Here is a 17,220-nt window from a genome sequence, read left to right on the forward strand (position 1 = left end):
CACGAACAAAGGCGTACTTTACTCTGGGTTGTTGGCAAAGTACCTTGCTGCCTTTTTTAAAATGTCACGCTCCTCCGTGATTCGTCGCAGTTCGGACTTTAGTCGTGCGTTCTCAGAGACCAAATCAAGATCTTCTGATGATTGAGGTTGCGGCTCTCCAAACTTCTTGATCCAGGCATATAAACTGTGGGTGGTCGTATCGAGCCGTTGAGCGACTTCAGAGACAGAATAACCCCGCTCTGTCACTTGTTTAACCGCTTCTCTTTTGAACTCTTCAGGGTAACGTTTGGACTTCATAAAAAACACCTCTTGATTAACTAGATTTTAACGTTAATGGGTGTCTAGTAAAGTCTGGGAAGTCCAGACTTATAAAAGATATCGGCCTAACTTCATCTTTAAATGACAAAAACAGTATGGAAGCACTTCAGAACCACTTATTGCTTAACAAAAAATCGTCAGCATATTTTAAGGCGAAGTATTATTTATGATGGCCTTTTGCATTCAGTTTGATAATTATTAATAGACCATGCGCAGTTCTTTTGCTTTGGCGTTATCTCTTTCTGTCCAGTCTGACATAGGGGAAGGTTTGGCAAAGTAATAGCCTTGTAGTGTTTGGCAGCCTAGTGCTGCTAGTAGATTAGCTTGTTCTTTGGTTTCGATACCTTCTGCAATCACTTTCATGCCAAGGGATTCTGCTAGTTGTATGGTGGACTTCACTATATCTACATGGCGTTGATCGCCAGGCAAGGGGGAAACAAAACGACGGTCTATTTTGAGAATGTTAGCTGGAATGTCTACAAGCTGTCCCAGTGACGCCTGACCTGTACCAAAGTCATCAATGGCAATTGAGTAGCCATATTGAGATAAGCTTCTTAAACGCTTGTGTATAAGCGGGTGAGTCATTACAGGGCTGGTTTCTGTAATCTCAAGTTCTAACATATCACTCAACCATGGGTTATCAGCAATCAGTGCCATCAACAGAGCAAAAAATGAATCATTCATAAGTTCTTGCCCAGCCAGATTAAAGGCTATTGGAGTATGAATATGCTCTTTATGCCATTCTGTGAGAGTGCTTACGAGTTCGCGTACTAGGTTTTCGGCAAGTAGCGGAAGTAAGCCTAATTTTTCTGCGATTTTAATGAAAGTGGTAGGTGGAACAAATTGTCCATCACATTGCCATCTAGCGAGAGCCTCAAAGGAGCGGATTTGTCCATTTGGCGATACTTGTGGTTGTAGCCATAATACTATTTTTTTATTTTTAATGGCTGTACTCAACTTTAGGCCAAGCTTGTGTTCTTCAATGAGTTTTTGTTCGAGGCTGTGGTTGTAGTATGAGAATCTATCTGTACTTGTCGAATACTCTAATGCCATTTCACAGTGTTCTAATAGTTCTTCTGCCGTTTTACCGTCGGTATGGTAATAGGCTATACCAACTTGATAGTCCATATTTAATCTATTGCCATCAACTGTTATCTGGCTAGGTAGTACAGAATGTATGAGGGCAGATAGGTTTTTTTGAATTAAATAAGCTTGTCCTAATGGTACAAAACAGGAAAATTTTACGCCTCGTAAGCGACCAATAATGGCTTGTTCGGATAGCTTTTTTTGCAGTGTTTTTGAGAAATTGAGAATAACTTTGTTGGCGTTATCTTTACCGTATTGTTTATTTAGTAATTTAAACTGGCTGATACGGATAATGAACATAGCACCAGTTAAGTGATTGTCTTGCTCATCAATGCGTTGATTTACTTGTCTACAGAAGTGTCTATGGTTAGGTAAAAGTGTGAGTAAATCAAAGTGTGCTAAACGACTGTTAGTTTGTTGTGTGTTTTCAAGTTCTTGCTGTATTGCTTTTAATTGAGTCGTGTTTTGCAAATGAAGAACATAATAACCATGTTGGGTTAACGATGCTCTGCGTATCTCAATGTGTATGTTTGTTTTTTGCTTTAGTGTGCATTCCGCTATGTTTGATTGCCAAAAAAAACGACCAGTTTCGCCAAGAGGAGATAGCCAATCAGTAATGGTTGAATCTGATATGTTTTTTTGTGGGGAATCTGTAAGTAACTCACGAACTAATTGATTAGCTTTGAGGATTTTGCCTCGTTGATCGCAAAGTAAAGTAGGCGTCCCTGTGTTCTCAAAAAATTCCTCATACATTGCGTAATTATCATTAAGTTTTTGATAAAGCAATCGCATGTGAGAGGTGTTGTTTTCGAGAGTTTGAATAATTCTTGAGACAGCAAAAGGTAAGCCAACGTTCAGTGTAACAAACGTGAGTAACTGAAAATAGAAAGAAGATGCGATGTCTATTTGGGTGTTATCACTAGTCACCAAGTAAAAAGGATAGATATTAATAATCATCGCTACTAAGGAGGCTTTAAAGCTGAAAAGCAAGCGAGTAATGAGTGGCAAAGAATATAGAGATACTAAAGCGTATTTTTCAGCATGAAATTCATCGCTGAACGCCAGTAGCAGAAAGCTTGTTGTGATTAGAGTGATAAGAAATAAAACTGCTGTAATCTTTGTGTGTTTTTTACTGAAGTAAAGTAGCCCTCCGAGAAGGCATAAATACACGCTATTGATTCCTAAAAAGGAAAGGTCTCTTGGGATAAATAACGAATGTATTTCTGACACCATAAAGATGCAGGTCGTCAGCGCGAGTAAAATTCGTAAAGCGTTTTGCTGGAGTGCTTTTTCATCGCCTCCTGCAGATTGTGCTGAATCAACCAAAAAATAATTTTTAAGAAAATTGATAAACATTAATAAACTTCATAATGCGAAAAAATAAGCCGCAGTTATTTGCGGCTTTCAATAGACAGTACCTAAAAATCAAGAATTTGACTATGCCAGTTTATAATTTAAATTAAAAAATCATGTGTTTATTTGTCGTAAATGATTGTCCCAATGTAAGGTTGTGTGTTTTTTGAGCTCTTTGCTGACGTTTTGTACAGGATTGCTTTTTAGTTGAGAGCCAATACCGCTTGTTAGTAAAAATTCATGGGCGTTGTCTGTAGCAACCAGACCGCAAACATCTCGGCAGTTTTCCACTCCTAAGAAGGTTTTTGAGCTCACATGCCAGTAGGCAACTAATCCACCTCTAGGTGTGCTTATAGCAAGTATTTCACCTGAGCTATCGAAGCAAACACTGCCACAGTACTGTTTAAATCGAACTCTCACTTCTTCTGGAATAGGCAGATATTCTAGTTCTAACTGATCAAGACGAGATAGGGCAACTAATGGCACTTGGTCCCACATTTCGCCTTGATATTGAAAACCTAATGCAACGATTCCTTGTTGGTTTACATCAAGGTGTCGGATGCTCAATTGGTGTAAATCATCGCTATTGGCAGACTGATTTAAAATGCTACCATCTTTTAGATTTAGATAAGTAACGTTTGGCTTCATGGTATCCAGATTTAAGATTTTTCGGTCTTCGTCTGGATGAGTCATCAATCCACCATTGGCAATCACTAATACTTGGTCATTTAAAAGTACGGACTCATGAGGGCCAATACCATTACTGTTAAAAGATTGAACCACCTGGCCACTTGGCCAATCGCGCACAAATATTTTACCTTGTCCGGATGGGTAGTGGTTTTCTTGAGTGATTAGGTGTTTGCCATCAGTGGTGAAAAGAGCGTGACCATAAAAATGATGTTCTTTAATAGGCTCGATTCTCGTTATTCTTTGATGAGTCGATACATTAAAGAAATCTATAAAAAAACCAGGCCTTCGGGCAACAATACCAACAATGCTTTGGCTAGGGTGGACAACCGGAGCGTGTGCTCTATCTAAAAGTTGAACATTCCATACTATGTCGCCTTTTTCATCGAATAGACCAAAAAAATGTTCTTGTTTATTCAAAGAATATGCGGAGGCGTAAAGTTTCTTACCTGCATCCTGTTGGGTTAATGTTGCCCATGATGGTGCAGTAATGACTGCGCCACTCATCGCAAGGAAAGACCGTCTTGAAAGCATCTATGGTTAGTCTCCGTCTCTGCTATTAAAGCCTATCTGGAAGCCTAGTTGAGTAACCATACTGGCGAGATAAGACTGGCTATTAGATATCGATTTCACTAAAGGTTTCGCTAGAGCAATACGATCTTCTTGTGTATGGTTTGCATGGAAAAAATCACTCGGCAATTGAAGTGCTAATTTAATATTCTGCGTTAGTTGTACTTCAAACTGTTCAGCTAGCTCAGGATTTTTCTGTTTGGCGATTTCATACAAAGACGGTGAGCCTGCATGATAAATCTCACGATATGACTGCAAATTCTTTTGGATGGCTCTTAAGGAAAGATCGCTTCGGTAAAATTCGGCAAGTTTTAGGTTTTCACGGCTGTTATAGCCTATCGGGGTTTCAAGCTTGGCGTCTTTAACCGCCGACATATGCTCGATCCATTGCTGTAAAAACAATTCTAGCGCGACTTTTTCTGGATCAAAGCCAGTACCTTCTTCGTCAAATACCCAATCTTGCGCTGTTCCGTTTTGCCATTGCTTTGCGACAGCGTCAGCACTTTCTAAGTGATGAGCTGTGACTTTTTCAAGCAAACGACAATGCTCGGCGGATTGTATTGGCTCGAAATCAGGGTGGTAAAGCAAACTTTCGATTGCCGTTAAGCCGCGTACCGCAATACTCGCTGATGTCCAGAATTTTGGTGCATCCATAACTGCAGGATCGCCTTGTGCTAGAGCTCTTAGTTGACGTTGAGTTACGCCTTTTTTGTCGGGCCAATACTCAAAAGCGTAGTAACGCATAAAGTAAGTGACGGGGCCAAAGTTTAGCCACTGAACCTGCTGCCAATCCAACGCATTGGTCTGGAACGCGTCTTGCGCGTCATGAAGTGTTTCTTTAGATGGTGAAGCACAGAGTGCATCTGTGCGTTGTTGTAATGTCTTTGATGATTCAGAATAGGATACATAGCCTTGTTTGACCACGTTGGCTACGATGCCGTCGAGTGGACCTTCCCACTGACCAGCTGAGGCAAGCAGAGGTGTGGAAGCGCTAATGGCTAGGGCTATTAGCTTAGGAAAATATTTCATTAAAGCGACTCCAAAAAGTAAATGAGTTTTTTGCGTTGTTCTTTGTTTAGATTCTTATAAAATTCTTGGCTACGTTTAGCTTCTCCGCCATGCCAAAGAATGGCTTCTTCTATTGTTCGAGCACGACCATCATGCAAGAAGCCAACACGGCCTGAGATTTTTTCAGATAATCCAATGCCCCATAATGGCGCTGTTCGCCATTCGCTCGGGGATGCTGAAAAGCTTGGAAATCCACTAGCGAGTTCTGGTCCCATATCGTGTAATAGCATGTCTGTAAAAGGGTAAAAAGTACGATTATTTAATACCGCAAAATCTGAATTATTGCCCGTTTTCATTTTGGGAATGTGACAGCTAGCGCAACCTCCTTCTTCAAAAAAGCGCTTTCCGTCTAAAAAAATGTCGCTGGTTAGATTACGCATTGCTGGAGGTGAAGACAATGATACAAAAAGATCGACCAATCTAGCTTGCTGTTTATCAACTTCTAAATTATCTAAATGTGGACTGTTACCATTTGGGCTTTCCATGCAATCGCGTTGAAAAGCAGTGCAATCGCCCGACGGTGACGGATTAAGCGGCGTCGATAGTCCTAAATCGGTATTAAATGCAGACTGATTTTGCGCGCTAACACTTGCCACAGAGGCTTTATAGCCAAAACGACCAATGACCTTTTTTTCACCATTGAATATCCAGCTGACACGTCCACTAATGCCATCGTTATTTGTATCGTCAGGATCGGCGCCAGATATAATTATTTCGTCAGTAATGTTATCTAATAACCCCATTCCAACCAAAGCTGGTGATACCAGCATGGTAAAGCCAGTGTTGCTCTCGAAGTCGCCATAATTAAGCTTGCTCCAATGAAGTTTGGGTTTTCTTAGTTTGACTTCTGTACCATCGTCTAGTGTTTCAGTGTACGTACTGTAGGTGAGGTAATAATCGCCTTCAGGCGAAATACCTGGAGAGCTTAGGCCTTGTAACTGATGTCCATAACGTTTGTCGCCAATGTGAGGATAGATTTTATTGGTCTTGTTGTCGTAAGCAGGATAAGACTTTCCTAGCTTAATTAAAAAAGAAGGAACGGATGCGCCACTTATATTCGCTTCTGGAGCGTGACCACGACCATTATTGACATGGCAATTATTGCACGAGCGAGTATTAAATAGCGGACCTAAACCATCGCTAGCGGTCGTCGAAGAGGGGGCTGGTACCCAAAACTTTTGAAATACACCTTCGCCAATATGAAAGTCGAGTTTGTCTTCAACCTTAATTCCTACAAGAGGTGTTGAATAATCACTGGCTACAGCTGTGTTCTGAAAACAAAAAAAGCTGGCGTAAACGCCAGCTACTAGAAAAATACCATTTTTTACATTTGCTGTCATAAATAGACAAATACCATTAACTGACTAAATGACACATCTTCCTTGGTATCCCATTCGTTAATTTTATAGGGTGGCAGATTATTCTGCTCTCTATTGAAATACCGCACTTGGGTTGTCTAAGCTGTCTGACCCTTCAAGAGCAATACCTTCAAGGTTCAACTCATGAATGACTTCTTCAGTAGTACGTGTTTCATTAACTAATGAATCAACAAAGTTTTGTACCAGTTGATTGCCTTTAGTGTTATTCATCGCAATTAGAACATCAAAGGTCTGGCCTTTTTTAGCGGCATCTACCATTGCCTGTGCAGCAGCTTCTGTTTCGTTTAGCTTTTGCTTCATTTCTGTGTCTAACTGAGGGTTTTGCTTAGCGACAAGATCAGATAGAGATGCACCTTTAACCCAGCTACCGTCTACACGTTTGTACTCACCTAGATAGGCATTTTTGATGCCTTTAGCGTCATAGTAGTGTGACCAATGTGTATTGTCAGAGAAGCAGTCATGTTCTTCTTCTGGGTCGTGCAACATCAAACCAAGTTTAGTTCTTTCGCCACCTAATTCGCCGTATGCCAAACTTCCCATACCGGTAAGAATAGTAGATAGGCCTTGTTCTGGTGATTGTTCTAATAATGCAACACGTGCAGCGCCACCTTGTTTCCAATTATTCGCCATTTCTTCTAAATCAGAAATAAGCAAATCGGTAGCCGCTACTAAATAGTCACGGCGACGATCGCAGTTGCCATTTGAACAATTATTTAAATCAAAATCCGTAGCAGGACGTTCGCCCGCACCAGGGTTTGTACCGTTTAGATCTTGACCCCATAGTAAAAACTCAATGGCGTGATAACCACTAGCGACATTTGCTTCTACGCCATCAGCTTCTTGAAGGCTGTCGGCAATAAGTTCAGGAGTAATATTAGTTGTATCTATTTTCACACCGCCAATCATCAAGCTTGTAGAAGCGATAACATTTGCAGCATAAAGAGGGTTTAAATCGGATTCAGTGCCGTAGCTGTCTGCTGCAACGTAATCGATCAGGCCTTCGTCTAATGGCCAAGCGTTAACTTTACCTTCCCACTCATCCACAATTGGATTGCCGAATCGATAGACTTCGCTTTGCTGATAAGGAACACGAGCAGCAACCCATGCAGTACGAGCGGCTTTCAAGTTTACTTCTGTAGGATTAGCTAAGAATGTATCAATAGAGGAACGAAGTGTTTTTGCAGTTGTTAAAGAGTCACCATAAACAGCTTCGGCAATATCAGCATAATGAACGACAACTGAATCTGCTGTGATAACGCTAGATTCTTTTTTTACGGTAGCTGGTCCGCAGGCTGTAAGCATCGCACCTGTAACGCAAATTGCGATGGGGGTTAACAATCGTTTCATGTCTGAAGCTCCAATATTATTTTGTTAAAGCATAATATTAGAAATGAAAACGATTATCAATGACTGTTTTTGCACATTTTTTACATTAATAGTGGGGAACTATTAATTCCCACACTGATATTGAAAGGTATTACCTGCCGTATTGTGAAGGTCATATTCACATGCTTTATCTCTTAAAAGATTCTGTCCTTCCCAAGAAACGCTCATGCTGATTGGTGATTTGTTCTTATAGCTAGGAATGAATCGATACGCTGCAACTACATCAATACTGCTGTTAGCCCCTAACTGAATTGACTGCCCAATAAGTCGCTGACGAGTTTCAGTGTTATATAAGGTGTAATCCGTAGTGTATTCCTGATCACCGTTTGCGTGAGAGAAATTCAACCAAATCTTACGGTAATTTTGTGGTTTAGACGTCGGATTAGTAAAGCGTAATTTCGTATAGATAATTTGAGAACTGGATAGGCTCGTTTGTGCATTTTGGCTGACTTTAACATAAGAAGAGCTTGCTTCCTGCCAAGGCATATTAGTACCAAATGATGCATCAACAATCTGAATGCTTTCTTTTGCAAAATGTGTTTCTGCAAATTGAACTAGATCCTTTGCTGGCGCGTACAAAGCTAAGGCGATGATGCCAAAAAGTGCAACTTTATGAATAGTATGAGTAGGGCTTAATAGCTTGATCATATCCACATCCTTAAAATATCTTTACTGTTTATTTATACAGTACTGTATATCTAGACAGTATATTTGTACAGGGTCTTTTTTAAAAATAGTTTGCATTTCTCAAAAAAATTTCTTGGTTTTGGTCTGTTTGATGTTTTTTAAAAAATTAATAAATAATGTTTGATTTTATTTAGTGCATTGAATTTTAAGGGAATATTCATGATTCCCACAGCCTTCTTAACGGTTTCTGTGGACAAGATTTTGTAATTCTTTTTTTGCTTTTATTTGGCGAAAAACACACCCGATTCGATGGTAATAAATGACCCAGACACTATAATGCAGCCACAAATAAGTGATGGGGTAGGTTGTGGATAAAGTTGATGTGATCGTAATTGGTGCCGGAGCGTCTGGTTTAATGTGTGCGGCAACAGCAGGCTACCGAGGTAAAAAAGTGGTGGTGTTGGATCACGCAAATAGAGCAGGTAAAAAAATTCTTATGTCTGGTGGAGGTCGTTGCAACTTTACTAACATGGATGCTGCTCCTAAACATTTTTTATCTGACAACCCACACTTCTGTATTTCTGCGCTACGTCGTTTTTCGTCGCAAGACTTTGTTGATCTAGTGGATCGTCATGGTTTAGATTATGTGGAGAAAACTCCAGGACAATTATTTTGTGAACATTCCGCAAAAGACCTGCTTGATATATTGCTGACAGAGCTTGAATGGTCTGGGGCAGAGTTAAGGTTAAATACAAAAATTCATAATATTGATTTTCAAGACGGACAGACCGTTATTAAAACTAACCAAGGGGACTTTACTTGCGAATCCCTCGTGGTTGCCACTGGTGGTTTGTCGATTCCAACCATGGGTGCAACAGGCTTTGGTTACGACATCGCTAAACAAGTCGGACACAATATTTTACCAACTCGTGCTAGCTTAGTGCCTATTACGGTACAACCAGATCGTAAAGCACAACTAGCTGAATTGTCAGGTATTGCGTGCGAGATCTCCGCAACAGCAAGTGGTGTGACTTTTCAAGAGCCAATGCTGTTTACTCATCGTGGCGTAAGCGGCCCATCTATTTTGCAAATAACCAATTTTTGGCAACCGGGCGAAACACTTAACATTAATATCGCACCGACCTTATCTTTAGACGACTTACTCGACGTTCGCCAAAGCACTCCGAAAAAAAGCTACGAAGGCTTCTTATCAAATTTATTACCAAAGCGATTGGTAGAGCTAATCAAAGCTGAATTCCCTTGGTTAACCGAACGCAGTGCGCAAACGTCTAATGAACAAATCGACAATCTGTTCCATTATCTTGCCAACTTTGACATCGCTCCTAATGGTACCGAAGGCTATCGCACCGCAGAAGTAACTCTAGGTGGCGTAAACACCAACGAAGTATCTTCGAAAACCTTCGAATCACAAAAGCAACCAGGGCTCTACTTTATAGGTGAAGTGCTTGATGTGACTGGCTGGCTCGGTGGTTATAATTTTCAATGGGCTTGGGCGAGCGGGTTTTGTGCAGGACAGTATGTTTGAAAAAAAAAGCCGACATTTCACTGTCGGCCCTTGGATGCTTATTTAATTATATCTATTAAGCTGTCTTGATTTGTGGCTTGCTTTGGCTTTTCACAAACAAGATACAGCCAGCTAATACGAGTAACGGTAGTACAGGATCGTAGATGCTGCCTAGGCTGCCGAATATTAGGTTCAGGATCATGATAAGTGATCCACCAATAGCCCAAGCAATTGTTGTTGGAACAGTCCAGATTACCAATTGCTTTTTCACTTCAGTAACGCCCATTAAACGGTTAACAATGTGGAATAGGCTGTCATTAAAGTAACCAGCGAACAAACTACCCATAGTTGCGGCAGACGCAGCAAACAGCATGTTAACGCCTTGCATTTCTGCTAGTACTGGCGCTGAGATAGAGGCTGCAGTAATCATCGACACCGTGCCGCTTCCTTGGATGATTCTAACTAAGGTCGCAATAATGAACGGGATCATGATTGGCGATATAGAAAGAGCAACAATTTGGTTAGCAATTTCTGCACCTGCGCCAGATTCACGTAATACGCTGCCTAATGCACCACCTGCGCCTGTTACCAAAAGAATGATGCCACAAGTAGATATGCCTTCTTCTAGTTTCCGGGTTGTTGTCTCTTTATCCAAATAAGGCGTTAGCGTATACACAGCAAGTAATGTACTGATTGAAAGCGCAATAATAGGATTACCAAGGAAGTTAAAAGCAACACCAACGACGCTAGTAGATAAGCCTTCCATACCAAATTGTTTCTCGGCAAGACTCATAAGCGACTTAATCAAAATTAGGACGATTGGAACCACAATCGGCATGATTGATTTAATCAGCGAAGGAAGTTCTTTTGACTCCTTAGAAGCCATGTAATCATCATGGATTTTCTTAAGATCGTCATCAGCGGCTAAAGTTGGTGAAACTGAAAATTCAGGGAAGTGCTTTTCCAACCAGCGAGCATACAAAACAATACCGTATACACAAGGAATGGCGATTAAGAGACCAAAACCAAGCATAGAAGCCAAGTCGACATTAAAGATACTTGCTACGCCCAATGGGCCAGGTGTTGGTGGAATACAGTGATGGGCAACAACCAAACCACCAGCAAGCGCTACTGTTAAGGTTAAGATAGAGCGATCGGATTTTTTTGCTAAAGACTTAGCAATCGGGTACAAAATTATCAGTGCGCTGTCCACAAAAACAGGAATACTGACGATGTAGCCTGTAATAGCTAAAGCCATTTCCTCTTTTTTCTTCCCTAGCCACTTGATGAAGTGATAAGCAATTGATTCGCCAGCACCAGAGGTTTCTAAAATTGCCCCCATCATGACGCCTAAACCGATAACAATACCGATACCGCCTAATGTTCCACCAAATCCTTTACTGATGGCTGACATGGTTTCATCAACACTCAACCCACCGATTAAACCGGCAATGCATGCTGCAATTAGCATGGCAATTAACACGTGAACTCTTGTTCTTAATACTAAAAATATTAAAACGAATACAGCTATTATCAAGCCGATTACAGATATAGGTAGCATGTTTTTATTTCCTTTATTTTTATTAGAGATTATTTTTTATTTTACTGATTCTACATATTCACTAAATATCGAATTGAAGTTGCTATCTTTTATAAAGCCTAGTGATAGCTCTTTTTCGTTATTAATGGATTTTGGCCAGCTTGAAACGATTTTTTCGATCTTTGAGTCTTTTTCATAGGAAATAAAACCAAGATAAGACTCATCATATTCGCTGGAAAGGCATTCAATCATTTCTTTTGGAGATGTTTGTAAGCCCGGTAGGTTAATGGTTCTAAATCCCTCTAAACTATCTGTATTGATCTGACTGGCGTGAACAATATTTTTAATGACAGTGTTTGGGCTGGATACCCACAGGGGTAGATTTAGATCGACTGGGCAGTTGGTTTTCTCATGCTTTAAGGGTTCGCGAATGATGCCACTAACAAAAGAAGATGCCGCTTTATTCGGTGTTCCTGGGCGTATGCAAATGGTAGGTAAGCGCACAGATACAGCATCAACAAAGCCTTTTCGCGCATAGTCATTCACTAATAATTCACAGATGGCTTTTTGAGTGCCATAAGATGAACTAGGTTGCATTGCTGTCATGTAATCGATTTTTTCTGGTAGTTGTCCGCCGAATACAGCAAGAGAACTTGAAAAAACAAAGCGAATATTTGTGTTGGCTTCGCGGCAACGATCCAATAAAAGTTGAGTCGCTTTTAAATTAACCAACATACCAAGTTCAAAATCTTCTTCCGCATGGCTTGATACGATTGCCGCAAGATGAAAAACATGAGTTGTTTCTTTATCAATGATCTTTTTAACTTCTTCTGCAACGGTAATATCAGCAATAATAGATTGGATTCTGTTACTTGTTATCAAACCTGGATTTAATGAAACTCTATCAACAATTTTAATACTGTTTATTGTATGGAAGTTTTCCAATAAATTTTTTAATAGTTCAGTACCTAAAAAACCAGCTCCGCCAGTAATGACAATATTCATATTTTTATCCTTATACTTTTTATTTTGACTTTTTTATAAATAAGGTTTGACCCAAGCTAAGCCACTTTCTGTGGTGTTTTTTGGATTGTATTCACAGCCAATCCAGCCCTTATATCCAGACTCGTCCAATATGTTGAATAAATGCGGATAGTTGATTTCGCCTTCAGATGGTTCATGTCTTTTAGGGACAGAAGCAATTTGAATATGACCGGTGACATCAGCAAGATCTTGAATTAGGTGGGTTAGATCACCATCCATAATTTGAGCGTGATAGATGTCGAGCTGTAGTTTGACGTTTGGTCGATCTACTTGTCTTATTAGCTCAGCAGCTTCTCTTTGATGAGCAATAAAATAGTTAGGAACATCACGGTTATTCAGTGGCTCAATCATGAGCTCGATACCGTGCGTAGCAAATTCGTCTGCGGCAAAGCGAATGTTATTTATGAATGTGTTGATATGTTCTTCACGGGTGAAGTTTTGATCAACAATGCCAGACATAGCATGTACTTTTTTGCAGTTAAGCGCTTTTGCGTAGGTTAAAGCGGTTTCTACACTTTGTTGGAATTCTTTTTCACGGCCTGGGATAGCGGCAAAGCCTCGTTCACCTGCATCCCAGTTGCCAGGAGGCATGTTAAACAAAGCCTGTTCAAATCCATATTGCTCTAATTTAGACGCTAAGACATCAGCGTCAAAAGCATAAGGAAATAGATATTCAACTGCTTTAAAGCCCGCATTATGTGCTCGTTCAAAGCGTTCTAAGAACGGCACATCGGTAAATAACATGGTTAGATTTGCTGCAAATTTAGCCATTATTTGCCTCTCCCTTTTAGATCAGTTACTTCGTCATCGGTTAAATAACGAGTAGGTTTGTTTGCTAATAAAAAGAACAATTTAGCGGTTTCTTCTAGCTCTTCTGCATTATCAACAGCGTCTAAAAAATCGCTGCCAGTGATGATTGGCCCATGATTAGCTAGCAAAAATGCTCGATATTTGCCCGCCAGTTTTGCAAGGTCTTCAGCAATATGTGGGGAGCCTGGGCGATAGTAAGGGACGACCGGAAGCTCACCGACTCGCATCACGTAGTAAGGTGTAAATGCTTTGATGGCGTTACTAGGATCCAGATTTTCTAGACAAGAAAGTGCCGTTAAATAAGTAGAGTGCAAATGCACGATAGCGTTGCAGTTTGGATCTTTCTCATAAATGGCTAAATGAAAAGCCACTTCTTTAGAAGGTCGTTTACCAGATAGATGGTTACCGTCTTTATCAACGACAGACAGGTCTTCTGCAACTAAGCGACCAAAAGATGACCCCGTCGGCGTCGCTAAAAAATGACCATTAGGTAATTTCAACGATAAATTACCGGCACCACCTGTTGCGTAGCCACGATCGAACATAGAGCGAGCTAAGTCGACCATCTGTTGTCTCAATTCAGCTTCATTCATTAAAAGTACCCCTGAGCCGTGGTGAAAAAGTTCTCGTCGCCAAAATTGCCAGATTTAAGCGCCAGCGATAAATCTTGATTGATGGCTTTTACCCAAGGCACGCCAGGGGCAATTTGAGGACCGATGTGAAAGCTATCGACTTTTAGGCTTTGAGTTACAACGCCTGACGTCTCGCCACCTGCAACAATAAAATTACGTATGCCGAAATCTTGCAGCTTGATAGCCAACAAACTAAAGAGAGTCTCAACTGCTTGACTGGACGCCTCTGCACCGTATTGCTGCTGAATTGTTTTGAGTTTTTCAGCATCCGCCGTGGCATAAACGATAGGTGCCAATGACTCGTTAGCGTGGCTGACAACCCAGTCAAATAACACGTTGACGTAGTTTTCATTGCTCATGCACTGCTCAATATCAAGGGCAAAGAAAGGCGCTTTGGCTTTATAAAGCTCAACTTGCTTGTTGGTCATGACAGAGCATGAGCCTGAAAATATGATGGTTGGTGCTTTAGCTGGGTGACCTGCTTGTTTTGCTTGGGTTTGGTCTTGTAAGTGTTCTCCCCAGTTTTTTGCAATACCTGCTGCTAACCCTGAACCGCCAGTTACTAATTTCAATGAGCTAACTGCTTTGCCAATCTCATTAAGGTGTTCCGCTGTAAAAGCATCGACAACGGCGTAACGTTTTCCTTGTGCTTTTAGCTCAGCAAATTCACCAATAATGGCGTCTGCGCCTTGCTCAATACTTTGATAATTAATCAGTCCCGTTTTGCCTTTAGATTGCGCGTCCATCAAATCCATAAGATTAGAATTAGTCATTGGAGTGACTGGGTGGTTACGCATACCTGATTCACTGAGCAACTGACCAAGCACAAAAAGATGGCCGTTAAAAACAGTGCGTCCGTTAACTGGCAGGGCAGGGCAGACAATAGTAAAGTCTTCGCCTAAGACATCCAGAAGCGCATCCGTTACTGGACCGATGTTGCCTTTAGCCGTGCTATCAAAGGTTGAGCAGTACTTAAAATAAAATTGTTTGCAGCCCTGAGCTTGAAGCCATTTCAGAGCCGCAACAGATTGTTCAATCGCTTGTTCGGTCGGGCATGAGCGCGACTTTAAACTAACGACGACAGCGTCTGCATTTATCTCCGTATTTGCTGAAGGGATGCCGTTCACTTGAATAGTACGCATGCCATTTTCAACAAGAAAACCTGCAATATCGGTAGCACCAGTAAAGTCGTCGGCAATAACACCTAATAACATATTACTTCTCCACGCCTGGTAAATTGATTCCATCAAAGATCTTGATAACCGCACTGTCATCTTCTTGGCCGAAACCTGCGTTACTAGCAGAAAGGAACATATTTAAAGCAGTGCTAGATAAAGGAAGAGGGAACTTAAGTTCTTTGGCGGTATCTGCAACAAGGTTTAAGTCTTTAACAAAAATATCCACCATAGATTTAGGTGAATAGTCGCCATCGACAACATGTTTCATGCGGTTTTCAAACATCCAAGAGTTGCCAGCAGCATTTGTGACAACGTCATACATAAGATCAAGCGGGATGTTTGCACGAGCAGCAAGCGCCATCGCTTCTGCACCAGCAGCAATATGTACACCAGCGAGCAGTTGATGGATGATTTTAACCGTCGCACCAAGGCCAATCTCTTCGCCAATGTTGTAGACTTTAGCCGCTGTCGCATCTAGGACAGGCTGTAGTTTCTCGAAGGCTTCTAGCGATCCGGATGCCATGACAGTCATGTCACCTGTTGCCGCTTTCGCTGCACCGCCAGACACGGGCGCATCGAGCATCAATAATTGGTATTGAGATAGTTTTTGGTGGATGGCTTTAGCATCTTCTGCGGAAATAGTCGCAGACACCATGACGGCAGTTTGTGGTTTTAGTGCGGCGGCTAAGCCGCTGTCAAAAAGTACAGCGTTTACTTGTTTTGCGTTTACAACAAGCACTAAGACAGCGTCTAATTGCTCGGCAAAATCTAAAGCGCTGCTAGAGACTGCTTTAGCTCCTGCTAGGCTTAGCTCTTCCAAGGCTTTAGGGTTTAAGTCAAAACCATAGACGTCCAATCCTGCGTTAATACAAGACTTGGCCGCGCCCATGCCCATTGAGCCTAGTCCGATCACACCGACGGATTTCGCTTTATTTGTCATACAATACCTACTGAATTATTGTTAGTTTATGTTCAGATTTGTGATTTTATAATTGATGGGAATGATTAAAACGCTTTATTTCACATATTTCAACAATATTTAACACTCAGTCTGAAAGGTTTTTGTGTTTTTTGCCTATGTGCTGTGTTGCTAGTGTGATTGAGGGCGTTAAAAATAGTGCTTTCATGCAATGTATAGATACTTTTTCACATAAATTCACATGGCGGTTTTTTTTTGTTAAGCTGCAGTGGAAGTAATTTTGCGAATTGAACGGCGGAAAGATGATTCCAGTAGAGCGGCAAAGAAAGATCCTGACATTATTAAAGAATCAAGAAGTAGTGAGTATTTCAGAGCTGGTTGATTTATTTAATGTGTCTCATATGACTATTCGCCGAGACATTGAAAAATTTGAGGCTATTGGCAAAGTTAGTTCAGTTTCTGGAGGCGTGCAGCTAGCAAGAAACATTCATATTGAGCTCTCGCATGATATTAAAATTACTCAGTTTGCCACTGAGAAAGAGCAAATTGGCAAGTTGGCATCGAGTATCATTGCTCCAAATATGACGATATACCTTGATGCAGGCACCACAACGTTAGAAATTGCTCACCAAATAACCCAAAGAAATGACCTGCTCATTATCACTAACGACTTTGCTATATCGGCTTTCCTAATGGCGAATTCTGCTAACGATATTTACCATACAGGCGGAAAAATCGACCGACAGAACCAGTCTACCGTTGGATCAAAAGTGGCCGATTTTTTATTAAGCATGAACATCGATATCGCCTTTATCTCGACTTCGTCTTGGAATTTGAAAGGGCTATCTACACCAAATGAAGATAAAGTCATTGTTAAGCATGCTATTGCCAAATCATCGAAAGCTGTCTGTCTGGTTTCCGACACCTCTAAATATGGGAAAATTGCCGCCTTTCATGCATTGGATATGGAGCGAATTGATACCATTATTACCGACTCAGGATTGCCAGAAAGCGCGTTTAATGAATTGAGAGATAAAGGCATTGATATTTTAACTGCTTAATTTTTTGGTTGCCGTTCTCTAATCAGGAAAAGAAAAA

General features: G+C 40.9%; 14 protein-coding genes and 1 pseudogene. 2 read left to right on the forward strand and 13 right to left on the reverse strand.

Annotated elements, in window-relative coordinates; genetic code table 11:
• The 7 genes and pseudogenes from BUA59_RS10695 to BUA59_RS10725 form a co-directional block, all read right to left on the reverse strand.
• Positions 1-297 (reverse strand): annotated as a pseudogene (locus BUA59_RS10695) (transposase); the annotation flags it as partial.
• 219 nt (positions 298-516) lie between these two features.
• On the reverse strand, positions 517-2,760 hold the full coding sequence (locus tag BUA59_RS10700) for a GGDEF domain-containing phosphodiesterase (protein WP_072839702.1): 2,244 nt from the start codon (positions 2,758-2,760) through the stop codon (positions 517-519).
• A 111-nt stretch (positions 2,761-2,871) separates the two neighbouring features.
• On the reverse strand, positions 2,872-3,978 hold the full coding sequence (locus tag BUA59_RS10705; protein ID WP_072839703.1) for a DUF1513 domain-containing protein: 1,107 nt from the start codon (positions 3,976-3,978) through the stop codon (positions 2,872-2,874).
• A gap of 6 nt (positions 3,979-3,984) precedes the next feature.
• On the reverse strand, positions 3,985-5,043 hold the full coding sequence (locus tag BUA59_RS10710) for an imelysin family protein (protein ID WP_072839704.1): 1,059 nt from the start codon (positions 5,041-5,043) through the stop codon (positions 3,985-3,987).
• On the reverse strand, positions 5,043-6,422 hold the full coding sequence (locus BUA59_RS10715; protein ID WP_072839705.1) for a di-heme oxidoreductase family protein: 1,380 nt from the start codon (positions 6,420-6,422) through the stop codon (positions 5,043-5,045). Before BUA59_RS10715 ends, BUA59_RS10710 begins: the two co-directional genes overlap by 1 nt.
• A gap of 90 nt (positions 6,423-6,512) precedes the next feature.
• Positions 6,513-7,808, reverse strand: a complete 1,296-nt coding sequence (locus BUA59_RS10720; RefSeq protein WP_072839706.1) for an imelysin family protein — start codon at positions 7,806-7,808, stop codon at positions 6,513-6,515.
• Between the two features lie 102 nt (positions 7,809-7,910).
• Complete coding sequence (locus tag BUA59_RS10725) at positions 7,911-8,495, reverse strand: hypothetical protein (protein ID WP_072839707.1); 585 nt, start codon at positions 8,493-8,495, stop codon at positions 7,911-7,913.
• A gap of 346 nt (positions 8,496-8,841) precedes the next feature.
• Between BUA59_RS10725 and BUA59_RS10730 the strand changes: the two genes are divergently transcribed.
• A complete protein-coding gene (locus BUA59_RS10730) occupies positions 8,842-10,020 on the forward strand; it encodes a BaiN/RdsA family NAD(P)/FAD-dependent oxidoreductase (RefSeq protein WP_072839708.1) in 1,179 nt (392 codons plus the stop codon).
• Positions 10,021-10,075: 55 nt separating this feature from the next.
• Here the strand turns inward: BUA59_RS10730 and BUA59_RS10735 are convergent, their stop codons facing one another.
• Genes BUA59_RS10735 through ltnD form a run of 6 tightly spaced genes read right to left on the reverse strand, consistent with a single transcriptional unit; the run spans position 10,076 to position 16,143 of the window.
• Complete coding sequence (locus BUA59_RS10735; RefSeq protein ID WP_072839709.1) at positions 10,076-11,560, reverse strand: GntP family permease; 1,485 nt, start codon at positions 11,558-11,560, stop codon at positions 10,076-10,078.
• A gap of 36 nt (positions 11,561-11,596) precedes the next feature.
• Positions 11,597-12,544, reverse strand: a complete 948-nt coding sequence (gene denD, locus BUA59_RS10740; RefSeq protein ID WP_072839710.1) for a D-erythronate dehydrogenase — start codon at positions 12,542-12,544, stop codon at positions 11,597-11,599.
• Positions 12,545-12,577: 33 nt separating this feature from the next.
• The gene (gene otnI, locus BUA59_RS10745; protein ID WP_072839711.1) at positions 12,578-13,354 is read right to left on the reverse strand and encodes a 2-oxo-tetronate isomerase; all 777 of its coding nucleotides are present in this window, start codon (positions 13,352-13,354) and stop codon (positions 12,578-12,580) included.
• Positions 13,354-13,986, reverse strand: coding sequence for a 3-oxo-tetronate 4-phosphate decarboxylase (otnC, locus tag BUA59_RS10750; RefSeq protein ID WP_072839712.1), 633 nt, complete (start codon positions 13,984-13,986; stop codon positions 13,354-13,356). Before otnC ends, otnI begins: the two co-directional genes overlap by 1 nt.
• Complete coding sequence (gene otnK, locus BUA59_RS10755) at positions 13,986-15,239, reverse strand: 3-oxo-tetronate kinase (RefSeq protein ID WP_072839713.1); 1,254 nt, start codon at positions 15,237-15,239, stop codon at positions 13,986-13,988. The genes otnC and otnK overlap by 1 nt, the downstream gene beginning before the upstream one ends.
• Position 15,240: 1 nt before the next feature.
• The gene (gene ltnD, locus BUA59_RS10760) at positions 15,241-16,143 is read right to left on the reverse strand and encodes an L-threonate dehydrogenase (protein ID WP_072839714.1); all 903 of its coding nucleotides are present in this window, start codon (positions 16,141-16,143) and stop codon (positions 15,241-15,243) included.
• 281 nt (positions 16,144-16,424) lie between these two features.
• Between ltnD and BUA59_RS10765 the strand changes: the two genes are divergently transcribed.
• Positions 16,425-17,183: a DeoR/GlpR family DNA-binding transcription regulator gene (locus BUA59_RS10765; RefSeq protein WP_072839715.1), complete on the forward strand. Its 759-nt coding sequence runs from the start codon at positions 16,425-16,427 to the stop codon at positions 17,181-17,183.
• The last annotated feature ends 37 nt before the right edge of the window (positions 17,184-17,220 follow it).

It is taken from the genome of Marinomonas polaris DSM 16579 (genome assembly GCF_900129155.1).
Classification (GTDB): Bacteria; Pseudomonadota; Gammaproteobacteria; order Pseudomonadales; family Marinomonadaceae; genus Marinomonas; species Marinomonas polaris.

What these genes read in the sequence shown, in the direction of transcription:
- BUA59_RS10715 (WP_072839705.1), bottom strand. Translation starts at nt 6,422, where the DNA reads ATGACAGCAAATGTAAAAAATGGTATTTTTCTAGTAGCTGGCGTTTAC.
- BUA59_RS10735 (WP_072839709.1), bottom strand. Translation starts at nt 11,560, where the DNA reads ATGCTACCTATATCTGTAATCGGCTTGATAATAGCTGTATTCGTTTTA.
- otnK (WP_072839713.1), bottom strand. Translation starts at nt 15,239, where the DNA reads ATGTTATTAGGTGTTATTGCCGACGACTTTACTGGTGCTACCGATATT.
- BUA59_RS10720 (WP_072839706.1), bottom strand. Translation starts at nt 7,808, where the DNA reads ATGAAACGATTGTTAACCCCCATCGCAATTTGCGTTACAGGTGCGATG.
- ltnD (WP_072839714.1), bottom strand. Translation starts at nt 16,143, where the DNA reads ATGACAAATAAAGCGAAATCCGTCGGTGTGATCGGACTAGGCTCAATG.
- BUA59_RS10710 (WP_072839704.1), bottom strand. Translation starts at nt 5,043, where the DNA reads ATGAAATATTTTCCTAAGCTAATAGCCCTAGCCATTAGCGCTTCCACA.
- denD (WP_072839710.1), bottom strand. Translation starts at nt 12,544, where the DNA reads ATGAATATTGTCATTACTGGCGGAGCTGGTTTTTTAGGTACTGAACTA.
- BUA59_RS10765 (WP_072839715.1), top strand. Translation starts at nt 16,425, where the DNA reads ATGATTCCAGTAGAGCGGCAAAGAAAGATCCTGACATTATTAAAGAAT.
- otnC (WP_072839712.1), bottom strand. Translation starts at nt 13,986, where the DNA reads ATGAATGAAGCTGAATTGAGACAACAGATGGTCGACTTAGCTCGCTCT.
- BUA59_RS10700 (WP_072839702.1), bottom strand. Translation starts at nt 2,760, where the DNA reads ATGTTTATCAATTTTCTTAAAAATTATTTTTTGGTTGATTCAGCACAA.
- BUA59_RS10725 (WP_072839707.1), bottom strand. Translation starts at nt 8,495, where the DNA reads ATGATCAAGCTATTAAGCCCTACTCATACTATTCATAAAGTTGCACTT.
- BUA59_RS10705 (WP_072839703.1), bottom strand. Translation starts at nt 3,978, where the DNA reads ATGCTTTCAAGACGGTCTTTCCTTGCGATGAGTGGCGCAGTCATTACT.
- otnI (WP_072839711.1), bottom strand. Translation starts at nt 13,354, where the DNA reads ATGGCTAAATTTGCAGCAAATCTAACCATGTTATTTACCGATGTGCCG.